We start from the raw sequence: 21,498 nt of genomic DNA, 5'->3' as shown, positions 1-21,498 counted from the left end.
GATTACCACATGCCGTCGATCTCCGTGGCGATCGGGGCCGCGTCGGTGCCGATGACCACCTGGATCGCGGTGCCCATCTTGACCACGCCGTGGGCGCCGGCGGCCTTGAGGGCGGCCTCGTCGACGAGGCCGGGGTCCTTGACTTCGGTACGGAGCCGGGTGACGCAGCCCTCGACCTCTTCGATGTTGTCGAGTCCGCCGAGACCGGCGACGATCTTCTCAGCCTTGGTGGCCATCTGTGCCTCCTGACTCCCTGACCCACCGGCGGGTCCCGTTATGTCACGTTAACGCACGGTTGGCCCACCTTCACAGGCGGTTGGCGTCCGGCCCCGCCCCCGCGGGCACGTGGCGGACGCCGCCGCACGCCGCCGCACAACGCCGCCCGCCCCGGTCCGGCCGGAGAGGCGGCCTGCCGCACGCCTTCCCCCGAAGCGGCGCGGCAGACGGCGCGCGGGAGACCCGGACGGCCGGGCGCGCCCGGTGGGCGTACGCGGGTAGGGCACGGGTACGGCGCGGGTACGGCACACGAGTACGGCGCGGGTACGGTCGCCGGCCGCGCCGCGGTCACACTTCGTAGACGGCGCCCGCGGTGGCCAGTTCGACCGGCCCCGGGTAGACGGCTTTCGCGTCGCGGAGGTTGACCGACGGGTTGGTCCACGGCGGGATGTGGGTCAGGACGAGCCGGCCGGCGCCCGCGCGGGTCGCGGCCTGCCCGGCCTCGCGGCCGTTGAGGTGCAGGCCGGGGATGTCCTCCTTGCCGTGCGTGAAGGACGCCTCGCACAGGAAGAGGTCCGCGCCCTCGGCCAGGCCGCGCAGCTCCTCGCAGGGGCCGGTGTCGCCGGAGTACGCGAGCACCCGCCCCTCGCTCTCCAGCCGGAAGCCGTACGCCTCGACCGGATGGCTGACCAGGGCGGCGGTGACGGTGAACGGGCCCACCCGGAACGTGCCGGGCCGCAGGGTGCGGAAGTCGAAGACCTCGCTCATGCACTTCTCGTCGGGCACGTCCCCGTAGGCGATGCTGAGCCGGCGTTCGGTGCCGGACGGGCCGTAGACCGGGATCGCGGCCGCGGGGCCGCCGTCGTGGCGGTAGTAGCGGGCCACGAAGTAGCCGCACATGTCGATGCAGTGGTCGGCGTGCAGGTGGCTCAGCAGGACGGCGTCCAGGTCGTACAGTCCGCAGTGGCGCTGCAGTTCGCCCAGGGCGCCGTTGCCCATGTCGATCAGCAGCCGGAAGCCGTCGGCCTCAACGAGGTAGCTGGAGCACGCCGAGTCCGCGGACGGGAACGAACCCGAGCAGCCGACGACGGTCAGCTTCATATCCGGAAAACACCTCCGTGGGCGCGCCGCATCACCCCATCCGGACGGCCTGGGGGGGGTGGCGGGACCGCGCCCGCCCTGTCCTGCCTGTCCTGGAAGGGTAAGCGAGTTCGCCGCCCGTGCTCCGTTACGGCTCCGGGTTGTGGGCGGAATCACCAGTCCGGGTGGGTGCGGCGAAAACCCGTTTCGCGGGCGGGATCCGGGCCCGCGCGGACGCGCCGTCGACGGGCCGGCGCGTCCGGGACCGCGGCCGGCGCGGCGCGGATCCCGGCAGCGCTCCTAGGCCCAGAGCTGGCCGTGCAGGGCGGCCACGGCGGCCTCGGTCGACTCGGCGGTGTAGATGCCGGTGGACAGGTACTTCCAGCCGCCGTCGGCGACCACGAAGACGATGTCGGCGCGCTCCCCCGCGGCCACCGCCTTGCGGGCCACGCCGAGGGCGGCGTGCAGCGCGGCGCCGGTGGAGACGCCGGCGAAGATGCCCTCCTCGGCGAGGAGTTCACGGGTACGGCGGACCGCGTCCTCGGAACCGACGGAGAAACGGGTGGTCAGCACCGAGTCGTCGTACAGCTCCGGGACGAAGCCCTCGTCGAGGTTGCGCAGGCCGTAGACCACGTCGTCGTAGCGGGGTTCGGCGGCCACGATCGCGACGCCGGGGGCCTTCTCGCGCAGGTAGCGGCCGACGCCCATGAGGGTGCCGGTGGTGCCGAGACCCGCCACGAAGTGGGTGATGGTGGGCAGGTCGGCGAGGATCTCGGGGCCGGTGCCGGCGTAGTGCGCGCCCGGGTTGGCCGCGTTGCCGTACTGGTACAGCATCACCCAGTCGGGGTGCTCGGCGGCGAGTTCCTTGGCCACCCGCACGGCGGTGTTGGAGCCGCCGGCCGCGGGCGAGGAGATGATCTCGGCGCCCCACATGGCGAGCAGTTCGCGGCGCTCGGCGGAGGTGTTCTCGGGCATCACGCACACGATGCGGTAGCCCTTGAGCTTCGCGGCCATCGCCAGCGAGATGCCGGTGTTGCCGGAGGTGGGCTCCAGGATGGTGCAGCCGGGGGTGAGCACTCCGTCGGCCTCGGCCCGCTCGATCATGTGCAGCGCCGGGCGGTCCTTGACGGAGCCGGTGGGGTTGCGGTCCTCCAGCTTCGCCCACACGCTCACCTCGTCGGACGGCGACAGGCGCGGCAGGCGGACCAGCGGGGTGTTGCCGACCGCCGCCAGCGGGCTGTCGTAGCGCATCAGCGCATGCCTCCGGCCACCGCGGGGAGGATCGTCACGCTGTCGCCGTCGGCCAGCTCGGTGTCGATGCCCTTGAGGAAGCGGACGTCCTCGTCGTTGAGGTAGACGTTCACGAAGCGGCGCAGGCCGCCGTTCTCCACCACGCGGTCGCGCAGGCCCGCGTGCCGGCTGTCGAGGTCCGCGAACAGCTCGTCGAGGGTGGTGCCGCTGCCCTGCACGGACTTCTGGCCGTCGGTGTAGGTGCGGAGGATGGTCGGGATGCGGACCTCGATGGCCATGGCGGGGCTCCTGTGAGTGCGTGGGTGAAGGCGGGCGTGGTGCTGCTGGGGGGCGGGGCTCGGTCGATCAGACGCGCGGACACGCCGCACTGGTGCGGCGGCACAGGTCGACGTGCAGCCGCGCCACGAGCACAGTGCCCGGCGCCTTGCCACCCACGTCGAAGAGAACCATGGGGTCATCGTATCGATTCCCGGCCCCCGCCAGGGGCGGCCGTCCCAGGATCCGGGACGCGGGAGAACACCAGGCGGACAACCGGGCGGACAACCGGGCGGACGGCGGACGGCGGGCTCAGGCGTAGGACGTGACGACGCTCACCTCCTCCTCGGTGACCTGTCCGGCCACGATGCGGAAGGAGCGGAACTGGAACTCCTCCGCGGTGGACACCAGCACGTAGTGGGCGCCGGGCTCGTTGGCGTAACTGATGTCGGTGCGCGAGGGATACGCCTCGGTCGCGGTGTGCGAGTGGTAGACGACCACCGGCTCCTCGCCGCGGTCGTCCATCTCGCGGTAGAGCTTGAGCAGGTCGGCGGAGTCGAACTCGTAGAACGTCGGCGAGCGGGCCGCGTTCAGCATGGGCACGAACCGTTCGGGCCGGTCGCTGCCCTCCGGGCCCGCCACGATCCCGCACGCCTCGTCGGGGTGGTCGGCGCGGGCGTGCGCCACGATCGCGTCGTACAGGTCCTGGGTGATGGTGAGCATGCGGGCAACGTAACAAAGCCCGCTCGCGGCGCGGTCAGGGGATGGTGGTGCCGGGCAACGCCTCGGGACCGGCACCGGCCGCCTCGGGGGCGGGCACGGAGTCGTCCGGCAGGGGCACGCCGCCGGGCGCCAGGTGCGGGCGGCGGGCGAAAGCGGCGGGCCGGCGGCGCTTGAGCACGGGGTAGCCCGCCGCGAGGGCGGCGCACCACACCGGCAACCCGTACAGCGAGACCCGGGCGTCGGAGTCGGCGCCGATCAGGACGACGACGAGCGCCAGGAAGGCCAGCGCGCACCAGCTCGCGGCGGCGCCGCCGGGCGCGGTGAACCAGGCGGGGGCGGCCCGCCCGGCGCGCACGGCGGCCCGGTAGCGGATGTGGCAGACCAGGATGACGCCCCACGTCCACACCCCGGCCACGGTGGCGAAGGCGGTGATGTACGTGAACGCCCCCTGCGGGTCGGCGTAGTTGAGCCACACCCCGGCGCACATCAGCGCCACCGACGCCGCCGTGCCCAGCGCCGGGGTGCGGCGGGCGGTCAGCCGGGTGAAGGCGCGCGGGCCCTGGCCGTTGGCCGCCAGGTCGCGCAGCATGCGGCCGGTGGAGTACATCCCGGAGTTGCAGGAGGACAGCGCCGCCGTGAGCACCACGAAGTTGACGATGCCCGCGCCGAACGGGATCCCGATGGCGGCGAAGGCGGCCACGAAGGGGCTGACGCCGGGCTGGAAGCGGGTCCAGGACACCACGCACAGGATGACCGCGAGCGCGCCCACGTAGAACAGGATGATCCGCCAGGGCAGGGTGTTGATGGCCCTGGGCAGGGTCTCGCGCGGGTCGCGCGCCTCGCCGGCGGTCACGCCGACCAGTTCGACGGCGAGGTAGGCGAACATGACGATCTGCAGGGTGAGCAGGGACGAGCCGACGCCGTGCGGGAAGAAGCCGCCGTCGCGCCACAGGTGGCCGACCGAGGCGGTGCGGCCGGCCGCGGACAGGCCCAGGGTGAGCACGCCGAGGCCGACGAGGATCATGCCGATGATGGCGGTGACCTTGACCATCGAGAACCAGAACTCGACCTCGCCGAACAGCCGCACCGAGATGAGGTTGGCGGCCAGCAGCAGCGCCAGGAAGCACAGGGCGCTGATCCAGTGCGGCACGGCGGGCCACCAGTAGGCGACGTACGTGGCGGCGGCGGTGACCTCGGCCATGCCGGTGGCCACCCACATCAGCCAGTACGTCCAGCCGGTGGCGAAGCCGGCGAACGGGCCGAGGAACTCCCGGGCGTAGTCGGCGAAGGAGCCGGAGACCGGGCGGTAGGTGAGGAGTTCGCCCAGCGCCCGCATGATCGCGAAGACGACCAGGCCGGCCACCGCGTACATCAGGAGCAGGCTGGGGCCGGCCTGGTGGATGGCGCGGCCCGCGCCGAGGAACAGGCCGGTGCCGATGGCGCCGCCGATGGCGATCATCTGGACCTGGCGGCTGCCCAGGCCCCGGGCGTACCCCTCGTCGCCCTCGCCGCCGTCGGCGGATGTGCCCCCGGCCGCCGCGGTGCCGATGCCTGGGTCGGTGCCGATGCCGATGACTGGGCCGGCGCCTGGGCCGGTGCCTGGGCCGGCGCCGATGTTCGGGCCGATGCCGCCGCCCGCGCCGATGCCGTCCGCCTTGTCCGGGTTCATGCCCGGATTCGTACCACGCCGCCGGGGGCGGGCGGCGCGGCTGTCACCCGTGCGGGTGAGGCCGCGCGCTACCCGCCGAGCGCCTCCACCAGCGACTCCTGCAGTCCGCCGAGCCACAGGTAGGCCATCACCAGCGGCTTGCGCGGGTCGTCGTCGGGCAGCCGGTAGATCTCGTCGTGCTCGTCCTCGGTGACCTCCAGGCGGGTGCCTATGGTCAGCCGCAGGTCGTTGAGGCCGCCGAGCCAGTGCCGGGCCTGGTCCGCGGTCAGCTCCAGCACCGGGCCGCCGGAGTCCAGCACCCGCACCATGACCAGCGCGTCCTCGCGTTTGCGGGCCCGCAGGTCGTTCTCGGTGAAGCGGCGGAACTCCGAGGCCTCGTCGGCGTCCTCGTAAGCGTCGGGGAACAGCCGGGCCAGCGCCGGGTCGTCCGGCGGCTTGCTCGGGCCCTCGCTGAACAGCTGGGCCAGCGGGTCCTCGGCTTCGCCCGCCGGGCCCTCGCCGGGGCCGATCAGCTCCAGCAACTGGACGGTGAGGCTGCGCAGGATGGAGATCTCGACCTCGTCCAGCGCGATGGCCGCACCGCCGCCTGGCACCGGCTCGAAGTAGCCGGCGCGGGCGCGTCGTCGGCTCATCAGCGGTCCTGCGAAAGCGTCGCCCACAGACCGTAGCCGTGCATCGCCTGCACGTCCCGCTCCATCTCCTCGCGGGTGCCGCTGGAGACCACGGCCCGTCCCTTGTAGTGGACGTCCTTCATCAATTTGGTGGCCTTGCTCTTCGAGTACCCGAAGTACGTCTGGAAGACGTAGGTGACATAGCTCATGAGGTTGACGGGGTCGTTGTGCACGAGGGTCACCCACGGAACGTCCGGCTCGGGGACCGCGAAAGCCTCTTCGCGTGACTCGGTGCGTTCGATCTCGACAGGCGCAACACTCACAGGTTCCATGCTGCCGCTGTTGTGGCGTCTCGCACAAATGGGCGCGTGAGCGGGTGTGCGGGGAGTGTGACGGGTGCGACGCGCCGGGCGCGGGGAGCCGCGGCGGCGGTGTGGCGCAGCGCACGGCGGACGCCGGCGGACCACATCTCGTCAAACTGACGAAATCGGGGGTAGCATCGTCGGCATGAGCACAGCAGACCTGGGGCTGCCGGTGGACGTGCCGTCCACCGCCCTGTTCACCGACCGGTACGAGCTGACCATGCTGCAGGCCGCCCTGCGCAGCGGCGCGGCGAACCGGCGCTCGGTCTTCGAGACGTTCACCCGCCGGCTGCCCGAGGGCCGCCGTTACGGGGTGGTGGCCGGCACCGGACGGGTCCTGGACGCGGTGGAGAACTTCCGCTTCGACGCCCCCGTACTGGACTACCTGGAGCGCGAGGGCGTGGTCGACGCCGACACCCTCCAGTGGCTGGCCGGCTACCGCTTCCGCGGCGACATCTGGGGCTACCCCGAGGGCGAGGTCTACTTCCCCGGCTCCCCGATCCTGCGGGTGGAGGGCACCTTCGCCGAGGCCGTCCTGCTGGAGACGGTGGTGCTGTCCATCCTCAACCACGACTCGGCGATCGCCGCGGCGGCCTCGCGGATGGCCGTCGCGGCCGGCGGCCGGCCGCTGATGGAAATGGGCGCCCGCCGCACCCACGAACTGGCCGCGGTCGCCGCCTCCCGCGCCGCGTACGTCGGCGGCTTCGGCTCCTCCTCCAACCTGGCGGCCGGCTTCCGCTACGGCCTGCCCACCATCGGCACCAGCGCGCACGCCTTCACCCTGCTCCACGACACCGAACGCGACGCCTTCACCGCCCAGGTGGAGTCCCTCGGCCGCGAGACCACCCTGCTGGTCGACACGTACGACGTCGCCGAGGCGGTCCGCGCCGCGGTCGAGGTGGCCGGGCCGCGGCTGGGCGCGGTCCGCATCGACTCGGGCGACCTGCTGCTGCTCGCCCACCGGGTACGGCAGCAACTGGACGACCTGGGCGCCAAGGACACCAGGATCGTGGTCACCTCCGATCTCGACGAGTACGCCATCGCCTCGCTGGCCGCGGCGCCCGTCGACGCCTACGGGGTCGGCACCTCCCTGGTCACCGGCAGCGGCCACCCCACGTGCTCGATGGTCTACAAGCTCGTGGCGCGCGCCGCCTCGGACGACCCCGGCGCGCCCCTGCTCCCCGTCGCCAAGAAGTCCCTGGGCGGCAAGACCAGCGTCGGCGGCCGCAAGTGGGCCGCGCGGCGACTGGACGCGGACGGGGTCGCCGAGGCGGAGGTGGTCGGCACCGGCCCGGTCCCCGGCGACCTCGCCGGCCGCCAACTCCTGGTGCCCCTCGTGCGCGCCGGCGAGATCGTCGGCCGCGAGCCCCTGGAGGCCGCGCGCGCCCGCCACATCACCGCCCGCGCGAACCTCCCCCTGTCGGCCACCCAGCTCTCCCGCGGCGAACCCGTCCTGCCCACGGAGACGCTGTGAACCACCCGGACCGAACCACCCGGAACCCGCGGAGGCACCTATGACGCACACGGAAAGAGCCCTGATCGTCGTCGACGTCCAGAACGACTTCTGCGAGGGCGGCAGTCTCGCCGTCGGCGGCGGGGCCGCGGTGGCCGCGGCCGTCACGGACCTGATCGGGCAGGCCGGCGGGGCCGGCGCGTACCGGCACGTCGTGGCCACCAGGGACCACCACGTCGACCCCGGCGCCCACTTCTCCGACCACCCGGACTACGTCGCTACGTGGCCGCCGCACTGCGTGGCCGGGACGCCGGGTGCCGCCTTCCACCCGAACTTCGCGCCCGCCGTGTCCTCGGGAGCGGTCGACGCGGTCTTCTCCAAGGGGGCGCACGCGGCGGCCTACAGCGGTTTCGAGGGCGCCGACGACGACGGCCGGGGCCTGGCGGACTGGCTGCGCGACCGCGGCGTGACCGAGGTGGACGTCGTGGGCATCGCGACCGACCACTGCGTACGGGCGACCGCGCTCGACGCGGCCCGGGCCGGTTTCACCACCCGCGTGCTGCTCGGCCTGACCGCGGGCGTCGCGCCGGAGACCACCCGCCGCGCGCTGGACGAGATGCGCGAGGCGGGGGTGGAGCTGACCGGCGAGCCGGTGGTGGCCGGGTAGGGCGCGCCCCGCGCCCCCGCGCCCCCGTCGGGCCGGCGGCGGCGCGGGGTCCGGCGGTACGGGGGTGCGCCGGTGCGCGGTCGGGCGCCGGTTCGGTGGGGTGCCAGCGCGCGGTGGGGCGCCGGCCGGCCGCTCAGGGCGTGAAGCGGTCGAGCGTCGATATCGGGTGCCAGGGCTCGGCCGCGCCGGCGTGGTAGTCGCGCCAGATCAGGCCGTCCGGGTGGTGCAGCACCGCGGTGATCTCGTCGGGGGTGGGCGGTTCGACGTTGCCGCTCAGGCGGGCGCCGCGGAAGCCGAGGTTGCTGAGCCTGGTCATGGCCCGCTGCCGGTTCAGGGCGTGCACGACCAGCCGTACCGTCCGGCCCGTGCCCGCCGGGTGCGGCAGGGCGATCGCGACGATCACCGTCCCGCTGGGAAGCCTGCTGTAACCACCGACGGCCATGCTCACATCATCAGCCGTGCGGCCGCCGCCCACCAGTCCCGGACTCCGCCGTCCGAGTGCTGAGACGCGGGTGAGAGATCGGTCACGCGTGCGACCCCGTGCGCCCCCCTGTGCACCGCACAAAGGGTGAGGGGCCGCTTACCCGGTGCCGTCGCCGGGCATGCCGACCGTAGAGTCAGCGCGTCAGCCCTTGAGCCACCCGCCGGTGTCCGCAAGGCCCCCGCACCGGCGTACTCCCGAGGACGGATCCCCCAATGCCACGTCCTACGCCCGCGCAAGTCGGCTACGGTTCCCTGGCCGTCGTCGTGTCCACCTTCGCGATGCTGCTGCTGTCGGGCGCCCGCGGCGGCGCCGGTGTCGTGGCCATCGCGGCGGCCGGCCTGGTCCTGGGCCTGCTCGTCGCCTTCGCCGTCACCGCGCGCGGCGGCCGGCGGACCGCCGCGGCGGCCGCGCCCCCCGCGGTCACGAGCGCGCCCCCGGCCACCGTCGACCTGCCCCGGGCGCGTGTGCCCGGCGCGAGCGGCACCCGGGTGGGCGAGCACTCCCTGCGGCGCTGAGCCCTCCGGCCGGCCCGCCGGGCCGTCAGGCCCGGGGCGGCACAGGGCAGTTGACGGCGGTTCGCGGCAGTCGGCGGCGTTCGCGGCGGTGTGCCGCGCGAGCGGCGTCAGACGGCGACCACGACCACGGTCCTGGCCGCCTTGTCCTCGATGCCCTGCCGGTAGGGGCGGTCGAACAGCACCGTCATACCGATGATCACGAACCAGAAGCAGCTGCAGAAGAACGCCGGCAGCCACAGGACGGCCGCCCGCGCCGCGGCCGCCGAGGACGGCGGGACGTCGCCGTTGGCGAGCATGGCCGCGCGCAGCCCCGTGGCCCGCTTGCCGAGGGTCTGGCCGGTGGTCATGGTCATGTACCACTCGTAGAGGAAGCCGAGCCCCGCGGTGAACACGCCGCCGAGGGCGGAACGGCCGGTGCTGAAGTCGTTGCCGTGGATGCCGCCGGCCGCCCAGTCCAGCAGGCCGGCCGGGATCAGCACCACGATGATGTCGATGATCCGGGCCAGCAGGCGCCTGCCGCCCCCGGCGAGCGGCGGCATGTCGGCGAGCGGGTCGGGGGCCCCGTAAGGCCCGTACGGACCGCCGGCCCCCCAGGAACCGCCGGGACCGCCGGGACCGCCGGGACCGCCCTCGTACGGGTTGCGGGGGCCGCCGCCCCCGGGTGGGGGCGCGCCGTGCGGGCCGCCGCCGTACGGGCTGCCCGGCGGGGGCTGGTCGGGCGGCGGCTCGGGCGGCGGCTCGGTGCTCATACGTCGAGTCAAACGCGGGGGCCGCGCCCCCGCCCGCCGCGAAGATCCGTTCGGGCGACCGGGGCCGTCCTCCCGGCCGCCCGCTCAGGCGGCGGCGACGAAGGTACGTGCCGCCTTGTCGTGCCAGCACTGCTTCCAGGGCCGGTCGAACAGGCACCAGGCCACTCCGGCCACGCCCACCACCAGCGCGTTCAGCACGGTCCTGGTCAGCCAGCGGCGCAGGCTCGCCCAGAACGAGGGCGGCAGCTGGGCCTCGATGTCCAGCACCTTCAGGCCCACCAGCTTCTTGCCGAGGGTGCGGCCCCACCTCGCGGTCGGCAGCACCTCCAGCAGCAGCCCGGCGACCAGCACCACGGCGAGCACGGCGGCAAGTTGGGCCCCCGTCGTGCCGTCGAGCAGCCACACCCTGACCATCCGCCCGCTCTGCCGCGCGGCGTCCACCTTGGCCTTGTCGTGGTGGTACGCGGACCTGCCCAGCGGCACGGCGACCGCCGCCGTCACGGCGCCCAGCAGGACACTGTCCACCAGCCGCGCGACCAGCCGGCGCCCCAGGCCCCCGGGCCGGTCGTGCCCCGCCGCGCTCGCGAACGGATCGGCGGCCACGGGGCGCCACGGCACGACGGGCTCCGCGCCCGCGCCTCCTTGCTGCGCCAGCTCCCGTACCTGGGCGGCCCAGGGCGGTGCCTGCCCCCCGGCCGCCGGCCCGGCCTGGGGCTCGGGCCGCGGTTCGGGCCGGGGTTCGGGCCGGGGCTGGGGCTGCGGCTGGACGTGCGGTGGGGGCTGGGGCTGCGGGCCGGGCTGGGGCTGCGGGCCGGGCTGGGGTTGGGGCTGGGCCTGCGGGCCGGGCTGGAGGGGCGGGGACGCCGGCGCCCGGTAGGCGCCGGGGCCCCCTTGCGCGGGCTCGGCCGACTGCTGCCGCGGTACGCCCCAGGTGAGGGGCGGCGGTTCCGGCCGCGGGCCCCGTTCCGGCCACGCCGGGGCCGGAGCGGGGGCGGGGACGGTCCCGGGCACGGGCGCGGTGGCGGCTCCCCCGGCGGAACCCGGGCGGTCGGGACCCGGGCGGTCCCGGAGCGGCGGCGCGTCGGCCGCCCCCGGTGCGGCGCGCGGGTCCCGCCGTACCTCCGGCGCCGACGCGGGGCCGGCCTGGCCCGGCACGGCCGGAGCGTCGCCCGCCACGAGCGGCGGCGGGAACGCGGACGGACCCTCGGACCGCGGTGCGGAGGGGTCCTCGTCCAGGTACATCAGGCCCGATTCGTCGACCGCCGGGGCCGGCCCCGGCGGCGAGGGGGCCGGGCCCGCGGGCGCGGGCGGCATCTCACCGTCGAGGGGCGCAGGCCGGCTGGTGCCCGGGACCCAGGCCGAACCGTTCCAGTAGCGGATGTAGTTCGGGATCGAGGGGTCCGGGTAGTAGCCGGGGACCGGGGAAGCGGCGGAAGAACCGGAGGAGCCAGACGTGGGTGCGCTCATGGTTCACGGATTCCGTATCTGCTCGGCCGGCGGTGTGCCGTCCACATGTACCAGACCCGCGGACCCGTCGTGTCCGGCCCCGCGCACACCACCCTGATGACTCGTCCTTACCCGGATGCGCCATCGCGCGCCCCCAGGTTCCGGAAAGTTGAAACGAAATCCCGCGACTCGCGTAATGGTGGGACAGGCACGCGCTCTCTCCAGGTGCGGCCCCGCTCGCGACAACCGGTCCAGGGGCCACCGCGCCAGGGAAAGGACGTCGACTCATGCAGACCGTGGTGGAACGCGAACTCGAAATGCAACTCGTGCTGTCGCCGGAACGCAGTATTCCGGTTCCGGCCCGGCTGGCCTACCGCACCGACGACCCCTACGCCGTGCACATCACCTTCCACGTGGGCTCCGACGCCCCCGTGAAGTGGACGTTCGCCCGCGAACTGATCGTCGAGGGCGTGTTCCGGCCGTGCGGGAACGGCGACGTGCGGATCTGGCCGACCAAGGTCGGCGGGCGGGCCGTGGTCTGCCTGGCGCTCAGCTCACCGGACGGCGAGGCGCTGCTGGAGGTCCCCGCGACCCCGGTCGCCGCCTGGCTGGAGCGCACCCTGCGGGCCGTCGCCCCCGGCACCGAGCACGAGCAGCTCGGGCTGGACGACGGTCTGAGCCGCCTGCTGGCCCGTACCAGCGGGGACGAGACCCCGGACGCGGGAGCGTGAGGGCGGCCTTCCCCCGCCGCCGCCCGGAACACCTTGCCCGCCGCCGCTCAGAACACCTTGCCCGGGTTGAGCAGTCCCAGCGGGTCGAAGACGGCCTTGACCCCGCGCTGCAACTCCACCGCGGTCGGGCCCAGCTCCCGGGCCAGCCAGTCCTTCTTCAGCAGGCCCACCCCGTGCTCGCCGGTGATGGTGCCGCCGAGGCCGAGGCCGAGTTCCATGATCTCGTCGAAGGACTCGCGGGCCCGCCGGGTCTCGTCCTCGTCGCGCGCGTCGAAGCACACCACGGGGTGGGTGTTGCCGTCGCCCGCGTGCGCGCACACCCCGATGGTCAGGTCGTACTTCTTCGCGATGGCCGCGACCCCGTCGAGCATGTCGCCGAGCCGGCCGCGGGGCACGCACACGTCGTCGATCATCGTCGCGGTGGAGACCCGTTCCAGCGCGGTCAGCGACAGCCGCCGGGCCTGCAGCAGCATCTCCGACTCGGCCGCGTCGGCCGCCGGGACGACCTCGGTCGCGCCCGCCGCCTCGCACACCGCGCCCACCGCCGCCAGGTCGGCCGCCGGATCCGCCGTGTCGAAGGCGGCCAGCAGCAGCGCCTCCGTGCTCTCCGGCAGCCCCATCCTGGCCATCGCGTTGACCGCCCGCACCGTGGTGCCGTCCATCAGCTCCAGCAGCGAGGGCGTACGGCCGCTCTCCATGATCCGGCAGATCGCGTCGCTCGCCGCCGCGGCCGAACCGAACTCCGCGACCAGCGCGAGCTGCCGCGGCGGGGCGGGCCTGAGCGCGACCACCGCCTTCACCACGATCCCCAGCGTGCCCTCGGAGCCGACGAACAGCCGGGTCAGGTCGTAGCCGGCCACGCCCTTGGCGGTACGGCGGCCGGTGCGCAGCAGCCGGCCGTCGGCCAGCACCACGTCGAGCCCGAGCACGTACTCCGCCGTGACGCCGTACTTCACGCAGCACAGTCCGCCCGCGCCGGTGCCGATGTTGCCGCCGAGGGTGCACTGCTCCCAACTGGAGGGGTCCGGCGGGTAGTACAGGCCGCGCTCGGCGACCGCGCGGGACAGCACCGCGTTGACCACGCCGGGTTCGGCCACCGCGATGCGCTCGACCGGGTCGATCTCCAGGATCCGGTCCATCCGGGTCAGCGACAGCACGACGCACCCGTCGACGGCGTTGGCCGCCCCGGACAGGCCGGTGCGGGCGCCCTGCGGGACGACCGGCACCCGCAGCGCGGTGGCCGTCCGCATGACGTGCCGGACCTGCTCGACCGTGCGCGGCAGCACCACGACCGCGGGCGCGCCCGCCGGCGAGAAGCTCGCCATGTCGCGGGCGTAGGACGCCATGACGTCCGGGTCGGTGACCAGGGTGTCCTCGGGAAGCCCCGCGGCCAGGGCGGAGATCAGCTCGTCGCGCATGCGCCAAGCGTGTCACCGCCCCGGCCGCGTGGGAAGGCGGGGCCGGGGCCGCGCCCTCCCGCGGGTCACAGGTTGCCGCGCCGCTCCTGCTCGCGCTCGATCGCCTCGAACAGCGCCTTGAAGTTGCCCTTGCCGAAGCCCATCGAGCCGTGCCGCTCGATCATCTCGAAGAAGACGGTCGGGCGGTCCTGGACCGGCTTGGTGAAGATCTGCAGCAGGTAGCCGTCCTCGTCGCGGTCGGCGAGGATCTTCAGCTCGCGCAGGGTGTCCAGCGGCACACGGGTGTCGCCGACCCACTCGCCGAGGGTGTCGTAGTACGAGTCGGGGGTGTCGAGGAACTCCACGCCGGCCGCGCGCATGGCCCGCACCGAGGCGACGATGTCGTTGGTGGCGAGCGCGATGTGCTGGACGCCCGGGCCGCCGTAGAACTCCAGGTACTCGTCGATCTGCGACTTCTTCCTGGCGACGGCGGGCTCGTTGAGCGGGAACTTGACCTTGCGGGTGCCGTCGGCGACGACCTTGGACATCAGCGCGGAGTACTCGGTGGCGATGTCGTCGCCGACGAACTCCTTCATGTTGGTGAAGCCCATGACCTTGTTGTAGAAGGTCACCCACTCGTCCATCCGGCCGAGTTCGACGTTGCCGACGCAGTGGTCGATGGCCTGGAAGAAGCGGTTCTGCGGGGGCGCGACGATCGGTTCCGCGGGGTCGTAGCCCGGCAGGTACGGGCCGTCGTACCCGGAGCGCTCGACCAGGGTGTGCCGGGTCTGCCCGTAGGTGGCGATGGCGGCGAGCACCACGGTGCCGTACTGGTCCTTGAGCTCGTACGGCTCCTCCAGGCCGGTGGCGCCGTGCTCGACGGCGTACGCGTAGGCCGCCCGCGCGTCCGGCACCTCGATGGCGAGGTCGATCACCCCGTCGCCGTGCTCGGCGACGTGCTCGGCCAGGAAACGGCCGTGGTCGGTGGTGGCCTTGATGACGGAGGTGAAGACGAAGCGGGCGCCACCGGACTCCAGTACGTAACTGGCCGTCTCGCGGCTGCCGTTCTCCGGGCCGGCGTAGGCGACGCGGCGCATCCCGAACGCGGTCGAGTAGTAGTGCGCGGCCTGCTTCGCGTTGCCCACGGCGAAGACGACGGCGTCCATGCCCTTGACGGGGAAAGCGTCCTTGGTCTCAGTCATGGGAAAAGCGTCTCCCCGCCCTCCACAGTGCGCAACAGTTCCGGTTTCGGGTGGACACCTTGTCCAGCGCGGGCCAGGATCGGGGGGTCAATCTGTGCAGTATGACCATGGAAGGCGGGCGGGGATGGGAATCGACGCGCTGGACGGCCGGCTGATCACGCTGCTGGACCGCGAGCCCCGGATAGGCGTGCTGGAGGCGTCCCGGCGGCTGGGCGTGGCCCGCGGCACCGTCCAGGCCCGGCTGGACCGGCTGCGCGCGAACGGCGTGATCCGCGGCTTCGGCCCCCAGGTCGACCCGGCCGCCCTGGGCTACCCGGTGACCGCCTTCGCCACCCTGGAGATCAGGCAGGGCATGGGCCAGGAGGTGCGCGACCACCTCGACGGCGTGCCGGAGGTCCTCGAACTGCACACCACGACCGGCGAGGGCGACATGCTGTGCCGCCTGGTGGCCCGCTCCAACGCGGACCTCCAGCGGGTGATCGACCGGGTCGTGGGCTTCGAGGGCATCGTGCGGGCCTCGACGGCGATCGTGATGGAGAACCCGGTGCCGCTGCGGATCATCCCGCTGGTCGAGCAGGCGGCCCGGGACTGAGCCGCGTGGCCCGGATTTCGGGCCCCGCTCGCCCCCGTCAGCAGGTCGGGGTCTGCTTGCCGGCCCGCAGGGCGGACAGGGCGGACAGGGCGCCGTCCAGCGTCCGGACGGGGACGAGCCGCAGGCCGGAGGGGAGCTGGGCCTTGGCGTCCGAGCACTCGTCGCGCGGCACGAGGAAGACGGTCGCCCCGTCGCGGCGGGCGGCCAACTCCTTCAGCGGCACCCCGCCGACCGCGCCGACGTTGCCGGAGGCGTCGATGGTGCCGGTGCCCGCGATCGTCCGGCCGCCGGTGAGGTCGCCGCCGTGGCCGTCGCCGTCGATCTTGTCGATGATGCCGAGCGTGAACAGCAGGCCGGCACTGGGGCCGCCGACGTCGCCGAGCTGCAGGCTCACCTTCACCTGCGAGGGGGACAGGCCCAGCTGCTTCAGCGCGGCCGCGGTGGCGGCCTGCTGCGACTGGAGCATCTCGCGGCGGTTGACCTTGGCGGCGTCCTTCACCGAACCCCCGCTGGGGTAGACCGCGTCGCGCGGCATCGCGGCCACGTCCTTGTTCCACCAGGCGTGCCAGACGTCGGAGAAGTGCACCGAGGCGTTGGGCGCGGTCGCCTCCACCGTCACCATCCGCAGCTCACCGGTCGTACGGCGGACCGGGGCGCCGCTGATCGTGATCACCGGGGCGCCCTTGTACGAGCCGAGAACGTTCGCGGTCGTGCCCGGGTAGACGATCGACACCGGCAGCGGGGCGAAGGCGGCGACGACCAGGAGCGCCGCGATGAGGGCCGCGCAGGCGGCGAGGATCGCGGTGCGGCGCGAGACGTTCGGCATGCGGTGACTCTATGACACCGGCCGACGGCGGCGTGCGCGGGTCCGCCGGGGGCCCGGCCGGCGTTGGCGTGCGCGGGTTTGCCGCGGCCCGCTCGACGTTGGCGTGCGCGGGTCCGCCGGGGGCCGGCCGGCGCCGGGCCGGGGAGGTGCCGCGCGCCCGCGTCACCTCAGGGCGTCCGCGACCTCCATGGCCGCCTCCACCACCCGCGGGCCCACCCGTTCCGGTACGGACTCGGCGAGCATGACGACGCCGACGCTGCCCTCAACGCCGGGCACGCCGAGGAGGGGGGCGGCGGCGCCGCTCGCGCCGGCCTCCAGCTCGCCGTGCGTCAGTACGTAGCGGGCCTGGTTGCCCAGGGTGTCGTGGGGCCCGGACGGCGCGGCCGTCTCGGTGTAGGCGTCGTCGCCCGCCTGCGGCTTGCCGTCGGGGCCCCAGGCGGCGGGCTGCATGCCGCGGCCGGCCAGGATCGCGCGGCCGGCCGCGCCCCGGTCGAGGGCGTGGCGGAAGCCGGTGCGGTAGGCGACGTGGTAGTCGGTCCAGGTCGGTTCGACCACGGCGACCGCGAGCGCCTCGCTGCCGTCGACCAGGGTGAGGTGGGCGGTGGCCCCGATGTCCTCGGCGAGCGACCGCAGGGCGGGCAGCGCGGCCTCGCGCAGCAGCGGGTGCACCTGGTGGGCCAGGCCCAGGACGCCGAGCCCGACGCGGGCCCGCCCGCCCAGGTCCCGGCGGACCAGCGAGTGCTGCTCCAGCGTGGCCAGCAGCCGGTAGACCACCGTGCGGTTCACGCCGAGCCTGGCGGCCAGCTCGGTCACGGTCAGCCCGTGGTCGGTGTCGGCGAGCAGCTTCAGGACCCGCAGGCCCCGGTCGAGCGTTTGAGACGTCTCCGCGGTCACGACGCCCCCTTCTCGTGAATCAGCGGCGCATCTCACGGGTCGCACGCACTGCCGGTCCCGGGGCAGTACGCGGAGAGGCCGCCGGTGTCGGCATACCGGCTGCGCTACGCGGCTGCACTGCCACGGCGCGTGCGTGAGCGGCACCGTAGCGGCGGGTACCGCTGAGCGGAAGAGGTCGTCCACAATCCGGGCGCCACTTTGACCCGCCTTTGAGGATCCTGCCATCGCGAACACCGTGCGCACCACCGCATTTACGGTGTGCGGCGGGCCCGCGGCCCGCCGTTCAGCGCATGCGGGTCGCCCATTCCTGAACCTTCTTGATGCGCTCGGTGAGCTGCCCCGCGCTCGCCTCCGCGCTCGGCGGCCCGCCGCACGCCCGCCGCAGTTCGTTGTGGATCACGCCGTGCGGTTTGCCGCTCTGGTGGTGGTAGGCGCCGACGAGCGTATTGAGCTGTTTGCGCAGTTCGAGCAGTTCGCGGTGGGAGACGACCGGCCGCCGGTCGGCGGGCAGTTCGAGCAGGTCGGCCTCCTCGTCGGGTTTCCTGCGGCTGTGCGCGATCTGCCGGGCCTGCCGCCGCTGCAGGAGTATCTGCACCTGGTCGGGCTCCAGCAGGCCGGGGATGCCGAGGTAGTCCTGCTCCTCCTCGCTGCCGGGGTGCGCCTGCATGCCGAACTCGGCGCCGTCGTAGAGCACCCGGTCGAAGACCGCGTCCGACTCCAGTGCCTCGAAGGGCAGTTGGTCGTCCTCGGTGACCTCGTCGTCGGCCTTCTCCGCCTCCGCCAGGAGTTTGTCCTCCTCGGCGAACAGGTCCTCCTCGCCCTGCTTCCTGGGCCGGTCCAGTACATGGTCGCGCTCGGCCTCCATCTCGCCGGCGAACTCCAGCAGCGACGGGACGGTCGGCAGGAAGACGCTCGCGGTCTCGCCGCGCCGCCGCGACCGTACGAAACGGCCCACCGCCTGCGCGAAGAACAGCGGGGTGGAGATGGTGGTGGCGTACACCCCGACGGCCAGCCTGGGCACGTCCACGCCCTCGGAGACCATGCGGACCGCGACCATCCAGCGGTCCTGGCCCGAGCTGAACTCCTCGATCCGCTTGGAGGCGCCGGTGTCGTCGGACAGCACCACGGTGGGCCGGGTCCCGGTGAGTTCCTTCAGCAGTTTGGCGTACGCGCGGGCCGAGTCCTGGTCGGTGGCGATCACCAGGCCGCCTGCGTCCGGGATGGCCTTGCGCACCTCGGTCAGGCGCTGGTCGGCGGACTTCAGGACGTTGGGGATCCACTCCCCCGTCGGCGCGAGGGCGGTCCGCCAGGCCTGGGAGGTGACGTCCTTGGTCATCGGCTCGCCCAGCTTCGCCGAGACCTCGTCGCCGGCCTTGGTGCGCCAGCGCATGTTGCCGCTGTAGCTGAGGAAGATCACCGGGCGGACGACGCCGTCGGCGAGCGCGTTGCCGTACCCGTACGTGTAGTCGGCCGAGGAGCGGCGGATGCCGTCGGCGCCCTCCTCGTAGGTCACGAACGGGATCGGGTTGGTGTCCGAGCGGAACGGCGTGCCGGTCAGCGCCAGCCGCCGGGTGGCCGGTTCGAACGCCTCCAGGCACGCCTCGCCCCACGACTTGCTGTCGCCGGCGTGGTGGATCTCGTCCAGGATCACCAGCGTCTTGCGCTGCTCGCACCGGTTGCGGTGCAGCATCGGGCGCACGCCCACGCCCGCGTACGTCACCGCGACCCCGTGGTAGTCGCGGCCGACCGGCCCCGCGCTGTACTCCGGGTCCAGCCTGATCCCTATCCGCGCGGCGGCGTCCGCCCACTGCGTCTTGAGGTGCTCGGTCGGCGCGACCACGGTGATCTGCTGGACCAGGTGGTTGTGCAGCAGGTACGAGGCGAGCGTCAGCGCGAAGGTCGTCTTGCCCGCGCCGGGCGTGGCCACCGCGAGGAAGTCCCTGGGCTGCTTGGCCACGTACGCGTCGATGGCCCCCTGCTGCCAGGCCCGCAGCTTGTTCGCCGTTCCCCAGGGGGCGCGGCCGGGGAAGGCGGGCGAGAGATGGTGGTGCGGATGCGAGGCGGTGGTAGTCACGGTCTCCGGTACGTCGGGTCGGGGCCGGTGGACCGTACGGCCCCGGCGGCGGCCGCGACCGTACGAAAACCGCCTCAGCGTACCGGGCCCGCGCGCGGCCGCCGGGCGCCCACGCGAGAGGCGCCCGGCGGTGCGACCGAGGTCACAGACCCGGCTCCGGCGGGGCGAGGGCGCGCAAGACCTCCGCTATGGACTTGACCTCGTCCAGTTCACCGGTGGCCACGTCGACGACCAGGCGCTCGGCCGCGTCGATGTCCGGCCGCAACTGCACACCGTTCATGGCGAGGAAGGAGAAGCAGGACAGGACCGCGGTGCGCTTGTTGCCGTCGAAGAGCGGATGGTTGACGGCCAGCGACTGCAGGAGGGCCGCGGCCTTCTCGAACAGGTCGGGATACGCCTCCTGCCCGAACATCTCGGCCCGCGGCCGGTGCGCGGCGGATTCCAGCAGTCCGGCGTCCCGCACCACGATCTGCATGTCGTCGCACGCGGCCTCCCCGATCACGAGGGCGTCCTCGGCATCCAGGTAGACATAGGTCACTTGAGACGCTCCATCAGCTCGCGCCACTTGGCCGCCTGCTCCATCGCCGTCCTGCGCACCATGGCCTGCTTGGCCGTACGCGCCAGGTAGTCGTCCACCGCCTTGAGCACTATGGCGTGCATGCTGGTGCCCTCCTCCTCGGCTCTCCGCTTGAGCGCGTCCGTCTGGTCGTCGCGAAGACGCAGGTTCATGGCCATACCGGAATGGTACCACCTAGCGGTACCATTCTGGTACTACTTGCGGGTGTCATCCACCCGCAGCCGCGCCGCGATCCCCGCGCCCGCCAGGGCGATGGCCGCGGCCGGGAGGAAGACCGCGGCGAAGGCCGCCGGGTGGCCGGCGTGGGCGGTGGCGCCGGTCGCGGAGGGGGCGACGGAGCCGCCGCCGAGGGCGGTGAAGACCGTGCCGGCCGCGGCGGTGAGGAGGATGGTCGACAGCGCGTCGCAGACCTGGAGGGCGGCCGAGTTCGCCCCGGCGTCGCGCGGCGGCGACAGGTCGAGCAGCAGGACCCCTATGGCGGCGATGGACAGGCCCATGCCGAACCCGCCCACGCACCACGCGGCCGCCACGGTCCACGGCGGGACCGCCCGGCACAGGGCAAGCGGCACCGCGGCGATGGCGCACCCCGACAGCAGCATGCCGAGTTGGACCATGCGTTCGCGTGCGGCGGCGAAACGGGGCCGGGCCTGGACGTACGAACCCAGCGCCCAGGTGGAGCCGCCGCCGGCCAGCGACAGCCCGGCCAGGGTCGGCGACAGCCCCCGCTGGGTGACCAGCATCAGGGGGACGAAGCTCTCCGCGGCCATGAAGGTGCCCGCGCACACCCCGCGCATCAGCACGACCGTGGGCAGCCCACGGGCGGCCCGGAACGTCCCGCGCGGCAGCAGCCGTACCGCCGCGGGCCCGAGCAGCGCGGCGCCGGCCACCGCGGGCACCGCCGACAGCGGCCGCAGGTCCTGCCCGGCGTACTGCAGCAGGACGGCCCCGAGGGCCACGGTGACGGCGAGCCGGACGCGCGGGCCCGGGTCGGGGCGCGGACCTGCGGGCGGGACGGGCGCCGGTTCGGCGGCGCCGCGGCCCTCGTCCTCGGCCCGCGCACGGCGCAGGGGCGGCAGCATCACCGCGAGCGGCAGGGCGACCAGGGCCGGGATGGACAGGAACACCCAGCGCCAGCCGAGCTGTTCGGTGACGGTGCCGGAGACCAGGGGGCCGACGATCGAGGGGACGACCCAGGCCGCGGCGAAGGCGGCGAGTACGGAGGGGCGCAGGCGCTCCGGGTAGGCGCGGCCCACGACGACGTACAGCGCGACGATCACCAGTCCGCCGCCCAGGCCCTGGACCGCCCGGCCCAGCAGGAACGGCCACATCGCGCGGGCGGTGCCGCTGACGACGAGTCCGGCGGCGAAGGCGGCGATGCCCGCCGACAGCGGCGCGAGCGGGCCCTTGCGGTCGCACCACTGCCCGCTGACCACCATGGCCGGCAGCGAGGTGGTGAAGAAGCCGGAGAAGGCGAAGGCGTACAGCCCGAGCCCGTGCAGCTCACGGGCGGCGACGGGCATGGCGGTGCCGACCGCCGTCGCCTCGAAGGCGATCAGCAGCACGACGGACACGATGCCCAGCGTCAGCGCCCGGTACCGCCGCCCGAGCACGCCCTCGCGCTCGTCCCCGACCCCGGGTGTCCCCCGCTCACCGCGCGTCCTGACCTCGGCCATCCGCTCAGCGTAAGGGGCAACCGTGCCCGATGCCCCTGCCGTGTCCCGATC

At 73.8% G+C, this 21,498-nt stretch carries 25 protein-coding genes; 5 read left to right on the top strand and 20 right to left on the bottom strand.

The window, feature by feature from the left end; all coding sequences use genetic code 11:
• Window positions 1-2: 2 nt before the first annotated feature.
• The 9 genes from K7G61_RS00455 to clpS form a co-directional block, all read right to left on the bottom strand.
• On the bottom strand, window positions 3-236 hold the full coding sequence (locus K7G61_RS00455) for a glucose PTS transporter subunit EIIB (protein WP_225844455.1): 234 nt from the start codon (window positions 234-236) through the stop codon (window positions 3-5).
• A gap of 328 nt (window positions 237-564) precedes the next feature.
• Window positions 565-1,317, bottom strand: coding sequence for an MBL fold metallo-hydrolase (locus tag K7G61_RS00450; protein WP_225844454.1), 753 nt, complete (start codon window positions 1,315-1,317; stop codon window positions 565-567).
• A gap of 279 nt (window positions 1,318-1,596) precedes the next feature.
• The gene (locus tag K7G61_RS00445) at window positions 1,597-2,547 is read right to left on the bottom strand and encodes a PLP-dependent cysteine synthase family protein (protein WP_225844453.1); all 951 of its coding nucleotides are present in this window, start codon (window positions 2,545-2,547) and stop codon (window positions 1,597-1,599) included.
• Window positions 2,547-2,825 carry a MoaD/ThiS family protein gene (locus tag K7G61_RS00440; RefSeq protein ID WP_225844452.1) on the bottom strand — a complete coding sequence of 93 codons (279 nt, stop codon included), beginning with the start codon at window positions 2,823-2,825 and terminating at the stop codon, window positions 2,547-2,549. The genes K7G61_RS00445 and K7G61_RS00440 overlap by 1 nt, the downstream gene beginning before the upstream one ends.
• A 67-nt stretch (window positions 2,826-2,892) precedes the next feature.
• A complete protein-coding gene (locus tag K7G61_RS37230; RefSeq protein WP_374204011.1) occupies window positions 2,893-2,997 on the bottom strand; it encodes a putative leader peptide in 105 nt (34 codons plus the stop codon).
• A gap of 117 nt (window positions 2,998-3,114) precedes the next feature.
• The gene (locus K7G61_RS00435; RefSeq protein ID WP_225844451.1) at window positions 3,115-3,525 is read right to left on the bottom strand and encodes a Mov34/MPN/PAD-1 family protein; all 411 of its coding nucleotides are present in this window, start codon (window positions 3,523-3,525) and stop codon (window positions 3,115-3,117) included.
• Window positions 3,526-3,559: 34 nt separating this feature from the next.
• Window positions 3,560-4,984: an amino acid permease gene (locus K7G61_RS00430; protein WP_225844802.1), complete on the bottom strand. Its 1,425-nt coding sequence runs from the start codon at window positions 4,982-4,984 to the stop codon at window positions 3,560-3,562.
• A gap of 278 nt (window positions 4,985-5,262) precedes the next feature.
• Window positions 5,263-5,826 (bottom strand): DUF2017 domain-containing protein, encoded by a 564-nt coding sequence (locus K7G61_RS00425; RefSeq protein WP_225844450.1) that lies wholly within the window; start codon window positions 5,824-5,826, stop codon window positions 5,263-5,265.
• Window positions 5,826-6,137 carry an ATP-dependent Clp protease adapter ClpS gene (gene clpS / locus K7G61_RS00420; protein ID WP_225844449.1) on the bottom strand — a complete coding sequence of 104 codons (312 nt, stop codon included), beginning with the start codon at window positions 6,135-6,137 and terminating at the stop codon, window positions 5,826-5,828. Before clpS ends, K7G61_RS00425 begins: the two co-directional genes overlap by 1 nt.
• Before the next feature lie 175 nt (window positions 6,138-6,312).
• On the opposite strand from clpS, the gene K7G61_RS00415 reads away from it, so the two are divergent.
• Together K7G61_RS00415 and K7G61_RS00410 are read left to right on the top strand one after the other, a co-directional pair.
• A complete protein-coding gene (locus K7G61_RS00415; protein WP_225844448.1) occupies window positions 6,313-7,641 on the top strand; it encodes a nicotinate phosphoribosyltransferase in 1,329 nt (442 codons plus the stop codon).
• A 40-nt stretch (window positions 7,642-7,681) separates the two neighbouring features.
• Window positions 7,682-8,287 carry an isochorismatase family protein gene (locus K7G61_RS00410; protein ID WP_225844447.1) on the top strand — a complete coding sequence of 202 codons (606 nt, stop codon included), beginning with the start codon at window positions 7,682-7,684 and terminating at the stop codon, window positions 8,285-8,287.
• A gap of 133 nt (window positions 8,288-8,420) precedes the next feature.
• On the opposite strand, the gene K7G61_RS00405 is transcribed toward K7G61_RS00410, so the two are convergent.
• Entirely contained in the window at window positions 8,421-8,729 is a 309-nt protein-coding gene (locus K7G61_RS00405; protein WP_225844446.1) for a hypothetical protein, read from the bottom strand.
• 254 nt (window positions 8,730-8,983) lie between these two features.
• Between K7G61_RS00405 and K7G61_RS00400 the strand changes: the two genes are divergently transcribed.
• Window positions 8,984-9,286: a hypothetical protein gene (locus tag K7G61_RS00400; RefSeq protein ID WP_225844445.1), complete on the top strand. Its 303-nt coding sequence runs from the start codon at window positions 8,984-8,986 to the stop codon at window positions 9,284-9,286.
• 107 nt (window positions 9,287-9,393) lie between these two features.
• On the opposite strand, the gene K7G61_RS00395 is transcribed toward K7G61_RS00400, so the two are convergent.
• The gene (locus tag K7G61_RS00395; RefSeq protein WP_225844444.1) at window positions 9,394-10,035 is read right to left on the bottom strand and encodes an RDD family protein; all 642 of its coding nucleotides are present in this window, start codon (window positions 10,033-10,035) and stop codon (window positions 9,394-9,396) included.
• Between the two features lie 84 nt (window positions 10,036-10,119).
• A complete protein-coding gene (locus K7G61_RS00390; RefSeq protein WP_225844443.1) occupies window positions 10,120-11,502 on the bottom strand; it encodes an RDD family protein in 1,383 nt (460 codons plus the stop codon).
• Between the two features lie 266 nt (window positions 11,503-11,768).
• Between K7G61_RS00390 and K7G61_RS00385 the strand changes: the two genes are divergently transcribed.
• Entirely contained in the window at window positions 11,769-12,212 is a 444-nt protein-coding gene (locus K7G61_RS00385; RefSeq protein ID WP_225844442.1) for an SsgA family sporulation/cell division regulator, read from the top strand.
• Between the two features lie 47 nt (window positions 12,213-12,259).
• Here K7G61_RS00385 and K7G61_RS00380 read toward each other — a convergent pair whose 3' ends face one another.
• Together K7G61_RS00380 and hppD are read right to left on the bottom strand one after the other, a co-directional pair.
• Window positions 12,260-13,630 (bottom strand): FAD-binding oxidoreductase, encoded by a 1,371-nt coding sequence (locus K7G61_RS00380; protein ID WP_225844441.1) that lies wholly within the window; start codon window positions 13,628-13,630, stop codon window positions 12,260-12,262.
• Between the two features lie 65 nt (window positions 13,631-13,695).
• Window positions 13,696-14,811 (bottom strand): 4-hydroxyphenylpyruvate dioxygenase, encoded by a 1,116-nt coding sequence (gene hppD / locus K7G61_RS00375; RefSeq protein WP_225844440.1) that lies wholly within the window; start codon window positions 14,809-14,811, stop codon window positions 13,696-13,698.
• Between the two features lie 124 nt (window positions 14,812-14,935).
• Between hppD and K7G61_RS00370 the strand changes: the two genes are divergently transcribed.
• The gene (locus tag K7G61_RS00370) at window positions 14,936-15,403 is read left to right on the top strand and encodes an Lrp/AsnC family transcriptional regulator (protein ID WP_225844439.1); all 468 of its coding nucleotides are present in this window, start codon (window positions 14,936-14,938) and stop codon (window positions 15,401-15,403) included.
• Between the two features lie 37 nt (window positions 15,404-15,440).
• Here the strand turns inward: K7G61_RS00370 and K7G61_RS00365 are convergent, their stop codons facing one another.
• From K7G61_RS00365 to K7G61_RS00340, 6 genes are all read right to left on the bottom strand, one after another.
• Complete coding sequence (locus K7G61_RS00365; protein ID WP_225844438.1) at window positions 15,441-16,229, bottom strand: S16 family serine protease; 789 nt, start codon at window positions 16,227-16,229, stop codon at window positions 15,441-15,443.
• Between the two features lie 162 nt (window positions 16,230-16,391).
• The gene (locus K7G61_RS00360) at window positions 16,392-17,123 is read right to left on the bottom strand and encodes an IclR family transcriptional regulator (protein WP_225844437.1); all 732 of its coding nucleotides are present in this window, start codon (window positions 17,121-17,123) and stop codon (window positions 16,392-16,394) included.
• A 283-nt stretch (window positions 17,124-17,406) separates the two neighbouring features.
• Window positions 17,407-19,197: a DEAD/DEAH box helicase gene (locus tag K7G61_RS00355; RefSeq protein WP_225844436.1), complete on the bottom strand. Its 1,791-nt coding sequence runs from the start codon at window positions 19,195-19,197 to the stop codon at window positions 17,407-17,409.
• A 142-nt stretch (window positions 19,198-19,339) separates the two neighbouring features.
• Window positions 19,340-19,735: a type II toxin-antitoxin system death-on-curing family toxin gene (locus K7G61_RS00350; RefSeq protein WP_225844435.1), complete on the bottom strand. Its 396-nt coding sequence runs from the start codon at window positions 19,733-19,735 to the stop codon at window positions 19,340-19,342.
• A complete protein-coding gene (locus K7G61_RS00345; protein WP_225844434.1) occupies window positions 19,732-19,932 on the bottom strand; it encodes a CopG family transcriptional regulator in 201 nt (66 codons plus the stop codon). The genes K7G61_RS00350 and K7G61_RS00345 overlap by 4 nt, the downstream gene beginning before the upstream one ends.
• A gap of 36 nt (window positions 19,933-19,968) precedes the next feature.
• Window positions 19,969-21,447, bottom strand: coding sequence for an MFS transporter (locus K7G61_RS00340; RefSeq protein WP_225844433.1), 1,479 nt, complete (start codon window positions 21,445-21,447; stop codon window positions 19,969-19,971).
• Window positions 21,448-21,498 lie beyond the last annotated feature (51 nt).

This window comes from Streptomyces sp. HPF1205, assembly GCF_020400825.1.
Classification (GTDB): Bacteria; Actinomycetota; Actinomycetes; order Streptomycetales; family Streptomycetaceae; genus Actinacidiphila.
The sequence above is the reverse complement of the archived record's forward strand: the minus strand, read 5'-3'. Positions and strand labels throughout refer to the sequence as shown.

Bases quoted from the DNA above. Each gene is read 5' to 3' on its own strand.
- K7G61_RS00455 (WP_225844455.1), bottom strand. From the start codon at position 236: ATGGCCACCAAGGCTGAGAAGATCGTCGCCGGTCTCGGCGGACTCGAC.
- K7G61_RS00450 (WP_225844454.1), bottom strand. From the start codon at position 1,317: ATGAAGCTGACCGTCGTCGGCTGCTCGGGTTCGTTCCCGTCCGCGGAC.
- K7G61_RS00445 (WP_225844453.1), bottom strand. From the start codon at position 2,547: ATGCGCTACGACAGCCCGCTGGCGGCGGTCGGCAACACCCCGCTGGTC.
- K7G61_RS00440 (WP_225844452.1), bottom strand. From the start codon at position 2,825: ATGGCCATCGAGGTCCGCATCCCGACCATCCTCCGCACCTACACCGAC.
- K7G61_RS37230 (WP_374204011.1), bottom strand. From the start codon at position 2,997: ATGGTTCTCTTCGACGTGGGTGGCAAGGCGCCGGGCACTGTGCTCGTG.
- K7G61_RS00435 (WP_225844451.1), bottom strand. From the start codon at position 3,525: ATGCTCACCATCACCCAGGACCTGTACGACGCGATCGTGGCGCACGCC.
- K7G61_RS00430 (WP_225844802.1), bottom strand. From the start codon at position 4,984: ATGATCGCCATCGGCGGCGCCATCGGCACCGGCCTGTTCCTCGGCGCG.
- K7G61_RS00425 (WP_225844450.1), bottom strand. From the start codon at position 5,826: ATGAGCCGACGACGCGCCCGCGCCGGCTACTTCGAGCCGGTGCCAGGC.
- clpS (WP_225844449.1), bottom strand. From the start codon at position 6,137: ATGGAACCTGTGAGTGTTGCGCCTGTCGAGATCGAACGCACCGAGTCA.
- K7G61_RS00415 (WP_225844448.1), top strand. From the start codon at position 6,313: ATGAGCACAGCAGACCTGGGGCTGCCGGTGGACGTGCCGTCCACCGCC.
- K7G61_RS00410 (WP_225844447.1), top strand. From the start codon at position 7,682: ATGACGCACACGGAAAGAGCCCTGATCGTCGTCGACGTCCAGAACGAC.
- K7G61_RS00405 (WP_225844446.1), bottom strand. From the start codon at position 8,729: ATGGCCGTCGGTGGTTACAGCAGGCTTCCCAGCGGGACGGTGATCGTC.
- K7G61_RS00400 (WP_225844445.1), top strand. From the start codon at position 8,984: ATGCCACGTCCTACGCCCGCGCAAGTCGGCTACGGTTCCCTGGCCGTC.
- K7G61_RS00395 (WP_225844444.1), bottom strand. From the start codon at position 10,035: ATGAGCACCGAGCCGCCGCCCGAGCCGCCGCCCGACCAGCCCCCGCCG.
- K7G61_RS00390 (WP_225844443.1), bottom strand. From the start codon at position 11,502: ATGAGCGCACCCACGTCTGGCTCCTCCGGTTCTTCCGCCGCTTCCCCG.
- K7G61_RS00385 (WP_225844442.1), top strand. From the start codon at position 11,769: ATGCAGACCGTGGTGGAACGCGAACTCGAAATGCAACTCGTGCTGTCG.
- K7G61_RS00380 (WP_225844441.1), bottom strand. From the start codon at position 13,630: ATGCGCGACGAGCTGATCTCCGCCCTGGCCGCGGGGCTTCCCGAGGAC.
- hppD (WP_225844440.1), bottom strand. From the start codon at position 14,811: ATGACTGAGACCAAGGACGCTTTCCCCGTCAAGGGCATGGACGCCGTC.
- K7G61_RS00370 (WP_225844439.1), top strand. From the start codon at position 14,936: ATGGGAATCGACGCGCTGGACGGCCGGCTGATCACGCTGCTGGACCGC.
- K7G61_RS00365 (WP_225844438.1), bottom strand. From the start codon at position 16,229: ATGCCGAACGTCTCGCGCCGCACCGCGATCCTCGCCGCCTGCGCGGCC.
- K7G61_RS00345 (WP_225844434.1), bottom strand. From the start codon at position 19,932: ATGGCCATGAACCTGCGTCTTCGCGACGACCAGACGGACGCGCTCAAG.
- K7G61_RS00340 (WP_225844433.1), bottom strand. From the start codon at position 21,447: ATGGCCGAGGTCAGGACGCGCGGTGAGCGGGGGACACCCGGGGTCGGG.